General features: G+C 70.5%; 16 protein-coding genes. 10 read left to right on the top strand and 6 right to left on the bottom strand.

All coding sequences use genetic code 11. The features are described from left to right. Positions 1-192: 192 nt before the first annotated feature. The gene (locus tag ACFFQA_RS12930) at positions 193-1,386 is read right to left on the bottom strand and encodes an NAD(P)-dependent malic enzyme (RefSeq protein WP_377852039.1); all 1,194 of its coding nucleotides are present in this window, start codon (positions 1,384-1,386) and stop codon (positions 193-195) included. Between the two features lie 314 nt (positions 1,387-1,700). On the opposite strand from ACFFQA_RS12930, the gene ACFFQA_RS12925 reads away from it, so the two are divergent. Beyond that, positions 1,701-2,318, top strand: coding sequence for a dTDP-4-dehydrorhamnose 3,5-epimerase family protein (locus ACFFQA_RS12925; RefSeq protein WP_377852038.1), 618 nt, complete (start codon positions 1,701-1,703; stop codon positions 2,316-2,318). A 1-nt stretch (position 2,319) separates the two neighbouring features. Here ACFFQA_RS12925 and ACFFQA_RS12920 read toward each other — a convergent pair whose 3' ends face one another. Further along, positions 2,320-2,619 carry a S24 family peptidase gene (locus ACFFQA_RS12920; RefSeq protein WP_377852037.1) on the bottom strand — a complete coding sequence of 100 codons (300 nt, stop codon included), beginning with the start codon at positions 2,617-2,619 and terminating at the stop codon, positions 2,320-2,322. Positions 2,620-2,701: 82 nt separating this feature from the next. Here ACFFQA_RS12920 and sodN point away from each other — a divergent pair, with 82 nt between their 5' ends. The 6 genes from sodN to ACFFQA_RS12890 all read left to right on the top strand — a co-directional run bounded on the left by sodN (position 2,702) and on the right by ACFFQA_RS12890 (position 7,135). Then, positions 2,702-3,112 carry a superoxide dismutase, Ni gene (gene sodN / locus ACFFQA_RS12915; protein WP_446681678.1) on the top strand — a complete coding sequence of 137 codons (411 nt, stop codon included), beginning with the start codon at positions 2,702-2,704 and terminating at the stop codon, positions 3,110-3,112. Between the two features lie 111 nt (positions 3,113-3,223). Further along, complete coding sequence (locus ACFFQA_RS12910) at positions 3,224-3,988, top strand: hypothetical protein (protein WP_377852036.1); 765 nt, start codon at positions 3,224-3,226, stop codon at positions 3,986-3,988. 16 nt (positions 3,989-4,004) lie between these two features. After that, on the top strand, positions 4,005-5,027 hold the full coding sequence (locus ACFFQA_RS12905; protein ID WP_377852035.1) for an iron-siderophore ABC transporter substrate-binding protein: 1,023 nt from the start codon (positions 4,005-4,007) through the stop codon (positions 5,025-5,027). A 36-nt stretch (positions 5,028-5,063) separates the two neighbouring features. Beyond that, positions 5,064-5,657 (top strand): acid phosphatase, encoded by a 594-nt coding sequence (locus tag ACFFQA_RS12900; protein ID WP_377852034.1) that lies wholly within the window; start codon positions 5,064-5,066, stop codon positions 5,655-5,657. 34 nt (positions 5,658-5,691) lie between these two features. Continuing rightward, positions 5,692-6,177: a GNAT family N-acetyltransferase gene (locus ACFFQA_RS12895; RefSeq protein WP_377852033.1), complete on the top strand. Its 486-nt coding sequence runs from the start codon at positions 5,692-5,694 to the stop codon at positions 6,175-6,177. A gap of 4 nt (positions 6,178-6,181) precedes the next feature. Beyond that, the gene (locus ACFFQA_RS12890; RefSeq protein ID WP_377852032.1) at positions 6,182-7,135 is read left to right on the top strand and encodes a nucleoside hydrolase; all 954 of its coding nucleotides are present in this window, start codon (positions 6,182-6,184) and stop codon (positions 7,133-7,135) included. Between the two features lie 58 nt (positions 7,136-7,193). On the opposite strand, the gene ACFFQA_RS12885 is transcribed toward ACFFQA_RS12890, so the two are convergent. Beyond that, positions 7,194-7,970: a DUF2382 domain-containing protein gene (locus ACFFQA_RS12885; protein WP_377852273.1), complete on the bottom strand. Its 777-nt coding sequence runs from the start codon at positions 7,968-7,970 to the stop codon at positions 7,194-7,196. Between the two features lie 151 nt (positions 7,971-8,121). Beyond that, positions 8,122-9,039: a LysR family transcriptional regulator gene (locus ACFFQA_RS12880; RefSeq protein WP_377852031.1), complete on the bottom strand. Its 918-nt coding sequence runs from the start codon at positions 9,037-9,039 to the stop codon at positions 8,122-8,124. 93 nt (positions 9,040-9,132) lie between these two features. Between ACFFQA_RS12880 and ACFFQA_RS12875 the strand changes: the two genes are divergently transcribed. Then, a complete protein-coding gene (locus tag ACFFQA_RS12875; RefSeq protein WP_377852029.1) occupies positions 9,133-10,095 on the top strand; it encodes an EamA family transporter in 963 nt (320 codons plus the stop codon). Here ACFFQA_RS12875 and ACFFQA_RS12870 read toward each other — a convergent pair. After that, positions 9,999-10,415, bottom strand: coding sequence for a hypothetical protein (locus tag ACFFQA_RS12870; protein ID WP_377852028.1), 417 nt, complete (start codon positions 10,413-10,415; stop codon positions 9,999-10,001). The two genes, ACFFQA_RS12875 and ACFFQA_RS12870, sit on opposite strands and share 97 nt — an antisense overlap. 250 nt (positions 10,416-10,665) lie before the next feature. On the opposite strand from ACFFQA_RS12870, the gene ACFFQA_RS12865 reads away from it, so the two are divergent. Together ACFFQA_RS12865 and ACFFQA_RS12860 are read left to right on the top strand one after the other, a co-directional pair. Further along, positions 10,666-11,586: a diacylglycerol/lipid kinase family protein gene (locus ACFFQA_RS12865; protein WP_377852027.1), complete on the top strand. Its 921-nt coding sequence runs from the start codon at positions 10,666-10,668 to the stop codon at positions 11,584-11,586. Between the two features lie 230 nt (positions 11,587-11,816). Then, positions 11,817-12,071 (top strand): WhiB family transcriptional regulator, encoded by a 255-nt coding sequence (locus ACFFQA_RS12860; protein WP_377852026.1) that lies wholly within the window; start codon positions 11,817-11,819, stop codon positions 12,069-12,071. A 94-nt stretch (positions 12,072-12,165) separates the two neighbouring features. Here ACFFQA_RS12860 and ACFFQA_RS12855 read toward each other — a convergent pair whose 3' ends face one another. Next, positions 12,166-13,653: a sensor histidine kinase gene (locus tag ACFFQA_RS12855; protein WP_377852025.1), complete on the bottom strand. Its 1,488-nt coding sequence runs from the start codon at positions 13,651-13,653 to the stop codon at positions 12,166-12,168. Positions 13,654-13,693 lie beyond the last annotated feature (40 nt).

Below are 13,693 nucleotides of genomic sequence, written 5' to 3'. Positions count from 1 at the left end.
GGTCACGTTTCCGAGTGCTCACCCGACCGAGTGAAGGTAGCGGTTCTGCGGCGCAAGGCCCAGCCCCAGGAAGACGCATTCCCCCAGCAGCGGGAAATCTTCCGTGTCGCGGATGGAAAGGTTTCCATCACCGCCCCAAGCCCGGTAAGGATCTCGCTGTGCACCGGAGGGGCTGCTTCTCCCCCGGTGGAATCAGGCTACCCCGTCCTGCCTAGCCGCCTGCGCCACCGCGGCGGCGACCTCGACGGCGACCCTGGGGTCCAGCGCGCTGGGCACGATGCGGTCCGCGGCGAGGTCGTCCGAGGCCACGGCGAAGATCGCGTCGGCTGCGGCGATCTTCATCCGTTCGGTGATCCGGCGGGCACCGGCGTCCAGCGCCCCCTTGAACACACCGGGGAAGGCGAGCACGTTGTTGATCTGGTTCGGGAAGTCGCTGCGGCCGGTGGCCACGATCGCCGCGTGCCGGGCCGCGACCTCCGGGTGGATCTCCGGGTCGGGGTTGGACAGGGCGAAGACGATCGCCTCCGGGGCCATGGTGGCGACGAGCTCCTCCGGCACCTTCGACGAGGACACGCCGAGGAAGACATCCGATCCCTGGACCGCCTCAGCGAGGCCACCGGTGAGCCCGCGCGGGTTGGTGATCGCGGCCAGCTCGGTCTTCACGGCGTTGAGCCCGTCCCGGCCCGCGCTGATGATGCCACGCGAGTCGATCACGACCACCTCGCCGACACCGGCGGCGATCAGGATCTTCGCGCAGGCCACACCCGCCGCCCCGGCGCCGGAGATGACGACCTTGAGCTCGCCGAGCGAGCGGCCCTGCACCGCGACGGCGCCCTTGAGCGCGGCGAGCGCCACGATGGCGGTGCCGTGCTGGTCGTCGTGCATGACCGGGCAGTCCAGCGCCTCGATGAGCCGGGCCTCCAGCTCGAAGCAGCGGGGCGCGGAGACGTCCTCCAGGTTGACCGCGCCGAAGGACGGGCGCAGCCGGACCAGGGTCTCCACGATCTCGTCGACGTCGGTGGTGTCCAGCACCAGCGGGATCGAGTCCAGCCCGCCGAAGGTCTTGAACAGCGCGGCCTTGCCCTCCATGACCGGCAGCGAGGCGCGCGGGCCGATGTCGCCGAGGCCGAGCACGGCGGTGCCGTCGCTGACCACCGCGACCAGGCGGCCGGTCCAGGTGTAGCGGCCGGCGAGGGAGGCGTCCTCGGCGATGGCCCTGCTCACGCGGGCGACGCCGGGGGTGTAGGCGATGGAGAGGGCGCGCGGGTCGGCGAGGGAGGCGGTCGCGCCCACGGCGAGCTTGCCGCCCTCGTGCGCGGCGAAGATCTCCTCGTCGGTGAGCTCGATCGTGGAAGTCGAAACAGCCGGATCGTTCACAGTGGTCACAGCGTCCCTCCAGGCAGCGGGGGCAGGCCGGAATCGCGCATCGGCCTCAAGGTGCGGAACCCGCCGTCCGACGCGATCGCGCCGAGGGTCGGTGGGCATGACAACGACGGCGTTGTGATGCTCGTGGGTGGTGAGCACAACGACACCGGGCGTCGGAGTTGGCACAGTGTGGCAGGCAATCCCTCCGATGTCTGCGGCGGGGATCACATAACCGAGAAAGTGATGTCGCAGGTCAGAGGCGGTTTTTACAAGACGTCCGTCCGGCTTGTTTGATCATCGCTGGCCATGGCGGGGGTGTAATAGACTTTTTTGCCGTGCAGGTCCGCAAACTCGCCGTCCCAGACGCCTTCGAGTTCACTCCCCGTTCTTTTCCCGATTCCCGTGGACTGTTCGTCGCCCCGTTCCAGGAGGCGGCGCTGATCGAGGCGACCGGCCACCCGATGCGGCTGGCGCAGACGAACCACAGCGTGTCGCGGCGCGGCGCCGTCCGCGGCCTGCACTTCGCCGACACCCCGCCCGGCCAGGCGAAGTACGTCTACTGCCCGCGCGGCGCGCTGATGGACGTGGTGGTCGACCTGCGCGTGGGCTCACCGACCTTCGGCACCTGGGACGCGGCGCTGCTGGACTCCACCGACTTCCGCGCGGTGTACATCGCCGAGGGCATCGGACACGCGTTCGTCGCGCTCGAAGAGGACACGGTGATGGCCTACCTGTGCTCCACCCCGTACAACCCGGCGGGCGAGCACGCGGTGAACCCGACCGACCCGATGCTGGGCCTGCCGTGGGAGTCCTGGCTGGACGGGGCCGAGCCGATCCTGTCCGACAAGGACCGCGGTGCCCCGGCGCTCGCCGAGGCGCTGGCCTCCGGCCTGCTGCCGAACTACGACGCCTGCCAGGCGCACTACGCCTCGCTGCGCTCCGTCCTGGTCTGAGTCAGCGGATCCGGCCGGGGCGCGGGGCCAGCCGCCAGCGGAGGACGCCCAGCACCTCGGCCGCCCCGAGCTGCCGCGAGTCGGTCGAGCCGAAGGTGTTGTCCCCCACCACCCACCACCCGTCGTCCTGCCTGCGCACGGCCCGTTTCACCGACAGCTGGCCGGGCCGGGCGGGCCACCTGACGAGCACGACGTCGCCGGGTTCCGGCCGTGCGCCCATCCGGACGAGCGCGGTGTCACCGTCGTGGAGCGCGGGCACCATCGACGGCCCGTGCACCCTCAGCCAGCGGACCCGACGCATGGTGATCACCTCCCCGCCTGCCGGTTGTACACGCGCGGAGTAGGGTCCCGCACGTCGGAGCATCCACTGTCAGGGAGGAAAGATGCGACTGCTGTCGCGCGTCCTCGGCCCCCGTCTGGAGGTCACCGCCCACTGCGATCTGCCGTGCGGCGTGTACGACCCGGCCCAGGCCAGGATCGAGGCCGAGTCGGTCAAGGCGATCCAGGAGAAGTACCAGGGCAACGAGGACCCCGAGTTCCGTTCGCGCGCCATCGAGATCAAGGAGCAGCGCTGCGAGTTGGTCAAGCACCACCTGTGGGTGCTGTGGACCGACTACTTCAAGCCGCCGCACTTCGAGAAGTACCCGGAGCTGCACGAGCTGTTCAACAAGGCCACCAAGGCCGCGGGTGCCGGCGGGGCCAAGGGCTCAACGGACCCGAAGACCGGTCAGGAGCTGCTGGACCTGATCGCGCAGATCGACAAGATCTTCTGGGAGACCAAGGCCGCGGCCTGATCTGCCACCGCGAACGACGCTGACCCGCATTCGGGTCAGCGTCGTTTCGTTTGTCCGGCGGTCGCCAGACCCAGCGACGCCGTTATCGCGTTCCGGCGCCGGGATGCGACAGTGGCGCCCGTGTTGGACGAGCTGCGCGAGCGCTGCTCCGGGTTGGCCTTCGCCCCGCTCCCGGAGCTGACCGGCCCCGAGGGCACGCCCGGCGGCGACGGCTGGCTGACGGCCGTCGGGATGCGCGAACGCGTGGCCGAACTCCTTGCCGCACAAGGCGATGACGTGCCGCCCGGGCCGCGTGCCGTGCACACCCTGCGCGAGCTGCTTCGCGAGCTGATCTTCTGCACGGCGGCCTCGGTCTACCTCCTCGACGCCGCGCCGACGATCTCCGGCGAGCGCTACTGGTTCCACCACGGGACCGAGGTGGACCGGAGGCGGCTCGTGGTCGCCGAGTTCTCGACCTCCGCCCCGGAGATCGCCGCCGGGTTCACCGCGACGGTGACGCCGCTGGTCACCGAGGTGGGCGCCCGCTCAAGGGTCGGTTCGCGCACCCTGTGGAGCTACGTCGTCGACATGATCCACTTCGGCATGCTGAACCTCGCGCGCCAACTCGGCCACGACCGGGCCGCGGCGTGGTCCAGGGCCGCCGAGCTCGCCGAGGAGCTCTACGCGGCGGGCATCCCGCGCCGCTCCCGACCGGTGCTGGCCAGGTACGGCGACTCCGACGACGAGTCCTGGGGCGTCCGCGGCGCGTGCTGCCTGGACTTCACCGACGGCTCGCACGGCATGTGCCTGACTTGTCCGTTGCTGGGCGACGAGGAACGGGCGGGCATGTGGGCGGTCTCGAACCTGCGCCTGCCGCTGGACATTAGGCAAGGCTAACCAATACCGTCGCGCCGTGTTCCGTGACCTGGACCGACAGCTCCCCGTCCTGGGCGGCGGGCTGACCACGCCTGATGCCGAGCTCACGCGGCGCGGCCTGCTCACCGCGGCGGGCCTGCTGGCCGTGGCCGGCTGCTCACCCGGCAGGGGGTCGGGAGACGGGGACCGGCCCATGCGAACCGTCGAGCACCCCCTGGGCACCAGCAGCGTCCCGGTGGCTCCGCGACGGGTGGTGTCGCTGGACAGCAACGGCGGTCTCCAGACCAGCCTCGAACTGGGCGTCCCCCTTGTCGCGTCGGAAACGCTGCAAGGCGGTCAGCCGGTACCGCCCTACGTCCCGGCCCCCGCCCCCGGGTTCACCTCGCTCGGCTTCAACCAGCTCAACCTGGAGCAGCTCGCCGGGCTGCGGCCGGACATGATCATCGGCAACACCCAGCGGCTCAGGGAGAACTACGCCAAGCTCTCCGGCATCGCGCCGACGGTGGCCTACGAGAACGCGGGCAGCGGTGTCGGCTGGCAGCAGTCGGTCCGCACGATCGGCGACCTGCTCGGAGCACGCGGGGAGATCGACCGGAGGCTCGCCGCGTACACAGCCCGGGTCGCCGAGCTGGCCGCGAAGCACCGCGAGCCGCTGGCCAGGCACACCGTCGCCCTGCTCCGGTTCACCAGCACCGAGCTGCGCATCGTGCGCGGGCCGATCTTCGGCTCGGCGGTCCTCGCCGACGCCGGGGCACGTCGTCCCGCGTCGACCGACCGGCCCTCCACCAGCTCGACGTACGTGTCGCTGAGCGAGGAGAACGTGGGCGTGCTCGCGGACTCCGACGTGGTGTTCTACTTCGTCGGTGGAGGCGGGCTGGTCGACTCGGCCTCGGCCACCTTCGAGAAGTACGCCAACGGCGGGATCTGGAAGCAGCTGCCGGCCGTGCGCGCGGGCCGCGTGGTCAAGCTCGACCCGGTCGCGTGGTGGGACGGCTACTCGGTCTCGGCGGCGCAGACCTGCCTCAACCAGCTCGACACCGCCCTGAGCACGCTGCGCTGACGTGCGCCCCGCCTCATCTCCTTGAAAACTCCAAGCATGGCGAATGGACACGTGTACGTGCTGCGGCACGGACAGACCGAGTGGTCGAAGTCCGGCAAGCACACCGGCCGCACGGACATCCCCCTCACGGCCACCGGGGAGCAACAGGCGGTCGCGGCGGGCAAAGTGCTCGCCCGACTCCGTGGCGCGGAGAAACCGGCGCTGGTGCTGTCCAGTCCCCGTGAGCGCGCTACGCGCACGGCGGAGCTGGCCGGGCTCGGCTCTCCGGACGAGGTCACCGAAGCCCTGTCGGAGTGGGACTACGGCGACTACGAGGGTCTGACAACACCGCAGATCCGCGAGCGAGTCCCGGACTGGACCGTGTGGACCCACCCCAGCCCGCACGGCGAAACCGCGGCGGCCGTGACCGCGCGAGCCGACCAGGTGCTCGCCAGGACCCGCTCGGCGCTCTTGGGCGGCGACGTCGTGCTCATCGGTCACGGTCACTTCAGCCGCGTGCTGGTCGCGAGGTGGCTCGCCCTCCCCGCGGAGGCCGGGGTGGGCTTCGCGATGGACACGGCGGCGGTCGCGGCACTCGGCTTCGAACGCGGAGCACCGCAGCTCCTCCACCTCAACCTGCCGCCCGTGTGAAGATCGGCTTCTGCCCAGCCGAGGAGGAACCGCCGTGACCGACCCCCGCGTCCGCCGCGTCCAACCATCCGATGTGGACGACGTGGTCCGCCTGGTGCACGCCCTGGCCGACTACGAGCGAGCACCCCAGGAGTGCCACCTGACCTCCGAGCAGCTGCACACGGCGCTGTTCGGCGAAGCCCCCGCCGTCTTCGGCCACGTCGCGGTGGTCGACGGCGCGGTCGTGGGCTACTGCCTGTGGTTCCTGAGCTTCTCGACCTGGCGTGGCGTGCACGGGATCTACATGGAGGACCTCTACGTCGATCCCGCCCAGCGCGGCTCCGGCCTGGGCAAGGCGATGATGGTCGCGCTGGCGCGGGAGTGCGTCCGCGAGGGCTACCAGCGCCTGGAGTGGTCGGTGCTGAAGTGGAACACCCCCGCGATCGAGTTCTACAAGTCCATCGGCGCGGCCCCCATGGACGAGTGGGAGATGCACCGCCTGACCGACGCCGCGCTGACCGAGTTCGCGGGCGGGGCCTGACCCCGTGCCGACTCCGATCATCCTGGACTGCGATCCGGGACACGACGACGCACTGGCGATCCTGCTGGCGGCGGCCAACCCGGCGATCGACCTCCTGGCGATCACCACGGTCGCCGGGAACCAGACGCTGGCCAGGACAACCCTGAACGCCCGGCGGGTCTGCACGGTCGCGGGCATCACCGACGTCCCGATCGCGGCGGGCCGCTCCCGGCCGCTCTGCGGTGACACGGCGCCGGTGGGCGCCAGGATCGGCGGCGTGGAGGTCCACGGCGAGTCGGGACTGGACGGCCCGCACTTCGGCACCCCCGCCGTCGAGGTGTCCACAAAGGACGCAGTCGCCCTGATGCGCGAGATCCTGTTGTCCCACAAGGAGCCCGTCACACTCGTGCCGACGGGACCGTTGACGAACGTCGCCGTTCTCCTCCGCGACCACCCGGAGGTCCTGCCGCACATCGCCGAAGTGGTCCTGATGGGCGGGGGCCACGGCATCGGCAACGTCACCCCGGTCGCGGAGTTCAACATCTACTGCGACCCGGAAGCGGCCGACCTGGTCCTCACCTCCGGTCTCCCGATCACGCTGTGCGGCCTGAACGTCACGCACCAAGCCCTCGCGACCCAGGAGGTCTGCGACCGCATGGCCCGCATCGGCACCCCGCTGGCGACGCTGTGCGTGGAGCTGCTGACGTTCTTCACCTCCACCTACAAGGCGATCTGGGGCTTCCCCGCGCCCCCGCTGCACGACCCGGTGGCGGTCGCGAGGCTGATCGACCCCGCCACGGTCCTGACCCGACCCGCCGCGGTGGCGATCGAGCTGACGGGCGAGCACACGCGGGGCGCGACAGTGATCGACTTCCACGGAGTCACCGACCGCCGGCCGAACGCGCACGTGGCGACCACTCTCGACACGGACCGGTTCTGGGACTTGATCATCTCCGCGATCGCCTCCTTCCCCCACTAGGGACCCGACCGACGGGGCGGTGCCACGCCGGAGGGGCCGGGCGTGGCACCGCGGTGGTTCAGCGCGTGTCCTCGCGACGCTTCGCGGCGTCGTCGACCTCGATCCGTTCCTCGCGCACCTCCCCCGTCACCTGCTGCTGCTCCGTCACCGTCTCCGTGCTCATGCGAACTCGCTCCACCGGCACGGTTTCCTTGCTCACCACCGGTTTCTCGGCGTGCAGGGTCACTTCCCTCTCGGCTTCGGCGATCTCGCCGCTCCCGCGCGCCGAGCTATCGGTGATCGGTTCACGTTCGAGCCGGACCTCCTCGTGTCGCACTGGAACGCTCATCTGCCGCTGCTCGGTCACCACGTACTTGCGCAGGCGGACCTTCCCCGTCTCGACCTGCTCGGTGCCGACCCGCAGCCGCTCCTCCGAGCGCGTCATCTCCGCATCCGCACGGGCATCCCGATCCCGCATCTCCTTGTGCGGCAACGGGTTCGGCGCGGCCGGCTGACGCGTGCCACGTTCTCCCTTGCGCTGCCCCGGGAGCGCGGCGTACTCGATGCCGTAGTAGCGGTAGAGCTCCTGCTCCTCCTCACTGGACATGTGGCCGCCGTCGACGTCCATCCTCGGAGCGTCCTTGACCTGCTCCTTCGTGACGTGGACCCGGAGCGCGTCACCGTCGGCATCGGCCTGGTTGAGCGGGACGAAGCTCTCCTTCATGCCGAACAGGCCGGTGCGGACGGTGACCCACACGGGCTGGCCGGTCCGGTCGTCCAGGTAGATCTGGCCGACCTTGCCGATCTTCTCGCCGTCGCGGTCGTAGACCACGTCGCCGAACAACTGCTGGACCATTTCCTGAGTGATCACCACGGCCACCTCTCCGCTCGTCGGGCTTACCGAGCAGGGCTGGCCGGGTCGGGTGATCGACATTCCGGACGTTCTCCGAAGCACCGGTGCGGGCTACCGTGGCCGCTCGTCCGTGGGATGCCGCGGGCGAACGGCATCACAGCGGGTCAGCACTGTCCCGGTTGTCCCAGTGCGACCGCAGGGCCTGGACCAGCACGGTGATCGCGGGCCGCCGGCTCGCCTGCGCGCGCCACACGGCGAACAACCGCCTCGTCGGGGTCGGCCGCAGCGGCCGCACGACGATCCCGTCCGGCAGGTCCCCGCGACCGAGCCGGGGCAGCAGCCCGACCCCGAGCCCGGCCGCGATCAACGCCTTCTGCGTCTGGTACTCCGTCACCTGGTGGGCCACATCGGGCTCGACCTGCGCATCCCGCAACGTGCGCACGAGCCAGTCGTGGCAGATCGCTCCCGGCTGCTGGCAGATCCACCGCTGGCGCGCGAGGTCCTCCGGCACCAGCACATCGCGTTCGGCCAGCGGATGTCCTTGTGGCAGAAGCACATCCGCCTCGTCCTGGCCGATCGCCGCACGGGTGAGCCCTTCCGGAACCGCGAGCGGCGTGTTCTGCCAGTCGTGCACCACGGCGAGGTCGGTCTCACCGCGCGCGACCTGCTCGACGCCCTCCGGCGGGTCGATCTCGGTCATCCGCACGTCCAGCGCCGGGAACCGGGCCGCCAGGTCGGCGAGCACCAGCGGCATCAGCCCGCGCGCCACGGTGGCGAACGCGGCGACGGAGAACCGGCCGACCGGCGTCCCGCGCTGTGCTTCGAGGGTGATCTCGGCCTGCTCGACCAGCCCCAGCACCTGGGCGGCGGTCTCCGCGAGCAGCACGGCGGCGTCGGTCAGCGCGATGCCCCTGCCCCGCCGCTCCAGCAGCGTCGTCCTGGTCTCCCGCTCCAGCTTGGCCAGCTGCTGGGAGATCGCGGACGGCGTGTACCCGAGCGCCGACGCGGCCGCGCCGATCGAACCGTGCAGTGCGACGGCGTGCAGGGCGCGCAGGCGGCCGAGATCCATCATGAAGTGATGCTAAACAAAAATGGCAAGAAGAATTCGCTGGTGCTTAAACCAGGGTCTGGCTGAAGCTCGCCGCATGAGCATCCGGGGCATGTCGTGAAGCCGAAGCACGTCGCGCTGGCGGTCTGCGTCGCGGCGGTGTGGGGCGTCAACTTCGTGGTGATCGAGATCGGGCTCGGCGAGTTCCCGCCGCTGCTGTTCTCGGCGCTGAGGTTCCTGGTCGCCGCGCTGCCTGCGATCCTGTTCGTGGGACCGCCGCGAGTCGCGTGGCGCTGGGTGCTCGGGGTCGGCCTGGTGCTCGGCGTTGCCAAGTTCGGCGTGCTCTTCGTCGGCATGAAGGCGGGCATGCCCGCGGGCCTGTCCTCACTGGTGTTGCAGAGCCAAGCGCTGTTCACGGCGTTCTTCGCGACCGCATTGCTCCGCGAACGCCCTGGCAGGTCGCGGTTGGCCGGGATGGCGGTCGCCTTCACCGGCATCGCGCTGGTCGCGATCGACTACGGCAGCACCAGCCCGCTCGCGGCGTTCCTGTTGGTGATCGCCGCCGCCGCGTGCTGGGGGCTGTCGAACACGATCACGCGCAAGGCGCAGCCGCCGGACATGTTCCGCTTCATGGTCTGGGTGAGCGCGGTGCCGATCCTGCCGCTGCTCGGCCTGTCCTTGCTGGTGGAGGGCCCGGAAGCCGATCTGGCGGCGCTCGGCGACCTGAGCGCGTCAGGGGTGGGTGCGATCCTCTACGTCGCGTGGGGAGCGACCCTCTTCGGCTTCGGCGTGTGGGGCTACCTGCTCCGCGAGTACGACGCCACGGCGGTCGCGCCGTACTCGTTGCTGGTGCCGATCTTCGGCATGAGCTCGGCTGCGCTGCTGCTGGGCGAAGCGGTGACCCCGCTGCGATGCGTGGCGGCGGTGCTGGTGATCGCCGGGGTGGGGATCACGTCACTGCCGAAGCGGCGGGGCGGGGCGGGTCAGTCCTCAGCGCCCGCGTCGGAGTACGCGCCGACACCCATCGCCCAGTCCCTCGCGGGAGCGGTGAAGAGCAGCACCAACGGGGCCGCGCAGTAGATCGCCGCGAGCCCGCCGTAGACGTACTGGTGGGAGGGACCGAAGGCGTACCAGGCGACACCGAGCAGCAGGAGCTGGGTCACCACGGCGGGCGTCCGCGCCCAGCGCTTGGCCAGCAGCAGCCCGACGGCGGTGGCGACCACCCCCGCGGTCAGCACGGCGAAGTAACCGGCTTCACCGAAGACCTTGCCGGGCTCGGGCGCCCCGGTGAGGGCGCGCACCACGAGCGCGACCACGAACACGACACCGGCGAGCCCCTGGAGGCCGACGAGCGCTCCAGCGGCGCGGACTGCGGTCGGAGCGGCAACGCGACTGGTCACGCCGGCGATGCTAGTGCCTGCGCACGAAGCCTCGTTCGGCGAGAGTCAGGTTCCGGGCCGTTGCCGACGCGGTGACGCGTGCGACGCCGCCGGGCCCGACTCCGGCACCGGAGGCGGTGGTCGACAGCGGTTGACGGTGGTGACCGGGTCCGACCCCGGTAGGGCGGTCCTCCCCCATCCGGGAGTGAGGTCGGTCAAACCGAGCAGCCTGTCGCGGGCACACGGTCACGCGCTGTCATACGCTGCTCAGGTGCGTGCCCTTCTCGTGGTGAACCCCCAGGCCACCTCCACCACCCCGGCGGGCCGCGACGTGATTGCTCACGCCCTGGCCAGCGACACCAAGCTCGACCTCGTCGAGACCCAGTACCGGGGCCACGCGGCCGACGCCGCCAGGCAGGCCGTCGCCGACGGCTTCGACCTGGTGGTGGCGCACGGTGGCGACGGCACGGTCAACGAGGTCGTCAACGGCCTGCTCGCCGACGGCGTCCGCCCGGACGCGCCGATGCTGGGCGTGGTGCCGGGTGGCTCGGCGAACGTGTTCGCGGGGGCGCTCGGCGTGCCGCTGGACCCGCTGGAGGCCACGCACAAGCTGCTCAACGCCATCGAGTCCGGCAGCAGCAGGCGGGTCGGGCTCGGCCGCGCCGACGACCGGTGGTTCACCTTCAACGCGGGCCTCGGCTTCGACGGCGATGTGGTGGCGGGGGTGGAGCAGAGACGGGCCAAGCGCAAGGAGGCCACGCCGCTGCTCTACGCGAAGGTCGCCATCTCGCGGTACCTGCGGCTGCGGCGCGAGGAGCCGAAGCTGACCGTGCACCTGCCCGGCCGGGACCCGGTCCCCGGGCAGTACATCGCGCTGGTCTCCAACACCGACCCCTGGACGTACTACGGAACGCGCCCGCTTCGGCTGAACCCGGGGTGTTCGCTCGACTCCGGGCTCGGCGTGTTCGCTCTGAGTAACGTTCGAACACTCACGGTGGTAAAGCACCTGGCCCAGGCAACCCGGAGCGCCCCCGACCCTCGGGGCGTACACCTCCTCCGCGAAGACGATATTGAATGGGCGCGCGTCACGTGCGAGAATCCAGTAAAGTTGCAGGTTGATGGTGACCTGCTCGGCGAGCGGACCGAGGTGCGCTTCACTTCGGTGCCCGCCGCACTGCAGGTGGCGGTGTAATCCCTCCGCGATCCGCACACCATCGCTGAGGAAGATTTTTTCTCGAAGATCCGGTTACGGCCTGAAACCGCAGGTCAATCCGGTCCCCCCATGTGGTGAGTTCCCTCACCGGTTTGGTTCGGACCTCTTGACATCGCCGGAGTTCGTGAAAGCATTCACAAGCACCCACGAACGACACCCCAACCCCCACAACTGGCGCGATATACGCGCCTGGCGAGGAGCTAGGAACAATGGACTGGCGCCACCGCGCGGCCTGCCGCGACGAAGACCCGGAGCTGTTCTTCCCGGTCGGGAACAGTGGGCCTGCGCTGCTGCAGATCGCCGAAGCGAAGGCCGTGTGCCGTCGCTGCCCCGTGATCTCCGACTGCCTGACCTGGGCACTCGAGAGCGGCCAGGACGCCGGCGTCTGGGGCGGAATGAGCGAAGACGAGCGTCGTGCGCTGAAGCGCCGTAACGCTCGTACCCGGGCCCGGAGCGGTGCCTGATTGCAGGCGCACCCCCCACATATATTTCTGAGGGCCGACACCTGGCTACAAAGGTGTCGGCCCTCAGTTATTACGTGCGCATTCACGTATCGCGCTAGCGACGACGTTTCAGCGGTACTCGAAGGACGGCCTCGGTTCCCGGCGCCGAGGTGCGTCGGCGCAGGCTGAGCGAGCCGCGCAGCTCCGACTCCACCAGGGTCCGCACGATCTGCAGCCCCAGGGACTTCGTCCGTTCTAGCGAGAACCCCGGCGGCAACCCCCGGCCGTCGTCGTAGACCACGACGTCGAGCCACTTCGACGAGCGCTCGGCCGTCACCAGCACGTCCCCGCGCTGACCCGGCTCGAAGGCGTGCTCGAAGGCGTTCTGCACCAGCTCGGTCAGGACCATCACCAAGGGCGTCGCAAGTTCGGCGGGCACCACCCCGAACTTGCCCTCGCGACGCACGGCGACCCGGGTCTCGGTCGTCGCGACGTCGCTCATCATCGGGATCACCTGGTCGACGACGTCGTCCAGGCTGACCCGCTCGTCGGCCGACATCGACAGCGTCTCGTGCACCAGGGCGATCGAGGTCACCCGCCGCACGGACTCCTCAAGGACCTGCCGGGCCTCGTCGTTGCCGGTGCGGCGGGCCTGCAACCGCAGCAGCGCGGCCACGGTCTGCAGGTTGTTCTTCACCCGGTGATGGATCTCGCGGATCGTCGCGTCCTTCGACATCAGCGCGCGGTCCCGCCGCCGCACCTCGGTGATGTCGCGGACCAGGACCAGAGCACCGGCGGACTGCCCGCGCGGGCGCAACGGCAGCGCGCGGAAGAGCACCATGGCGCCGCGCGCCTCGGCCTCCACCCGCATGCTCGGCTTGCCGTCGAGCGCGGCGCGGACCCGCTGGACGACCTCCGTCGCGTCGAACGGGTCGGAGATCAGCGATCGCGTCAGCGGCGCGAGGTGCACCCCGACCAGATCCGAGGCGTGGCCCATGCGGTGGTAGGCGGAGAGCGCGTTGGGGCTGGCGAAGACGACCGCGCCCGCGGGGTCGAGGCGGATGAAGCCGTCGCCCACGCGGGGGCTGGTGTGCGCGCCCGGCGTCGGCTCAGGTGCGGGGAACGTGCCGTCGGCGATCATCTGGCACAGGTCGGCCGCGCTGCCGAGGTAGGCGATCTCCAGCGGGCTCGGCACCCGCGGCACGGCGAGGTTGATGTCCCGGCTCAGAACGGCGACGCAGGACCTGTCGATCAGGACCGGGATGGTCTCCCGGCGCACCGGCACACCGAGGTGCCAGCGCGGGTCCTCCTCCCGGCAGATCCGCCCCTCGGCCATGGCGCGCCGCAGCTGCGGGTGCTCGGCGGCCGTGACCACCGTGCCCACCATGTCCTCCGGGTGCGCGGTGGGCGCGGTGGTCGGCCGGGCCTGGGCCACGCACAGGAAACGTTCGTCGTCGGAGTCCTCCACCGGGACCCACATGAGGAAGTCCGCGAAGGAGAGGTCGGAGAGCAGCTGCCACTCCGCGACGACGAGCTGGAGGTGGTCGACCGCGGTGCCGGGCAGCCTGGTGTGCTCGGCGAGCAGTTCACTGAGGGTGGACACAACCCATTCTCACCCGGCGGGCCGGGTGGTGGCGTCCTGG

Origin of the sequence: Allokutzneria oryzae (assembly GCF_042429765.1) — a bacterium.
GTDB classification, from domain to species: Bacteria; Actinomycetota; Actinomycetes; order Mycobacteriales; family Pseudonocardiaceae; genus Allokutzneria; species Allokutzneria oryzae.
The sequence above is the reverse complement of the archived record's forward strand: the minus strand, read 5'-3'. Positions and strand labels throughout refer to the sequence as shown.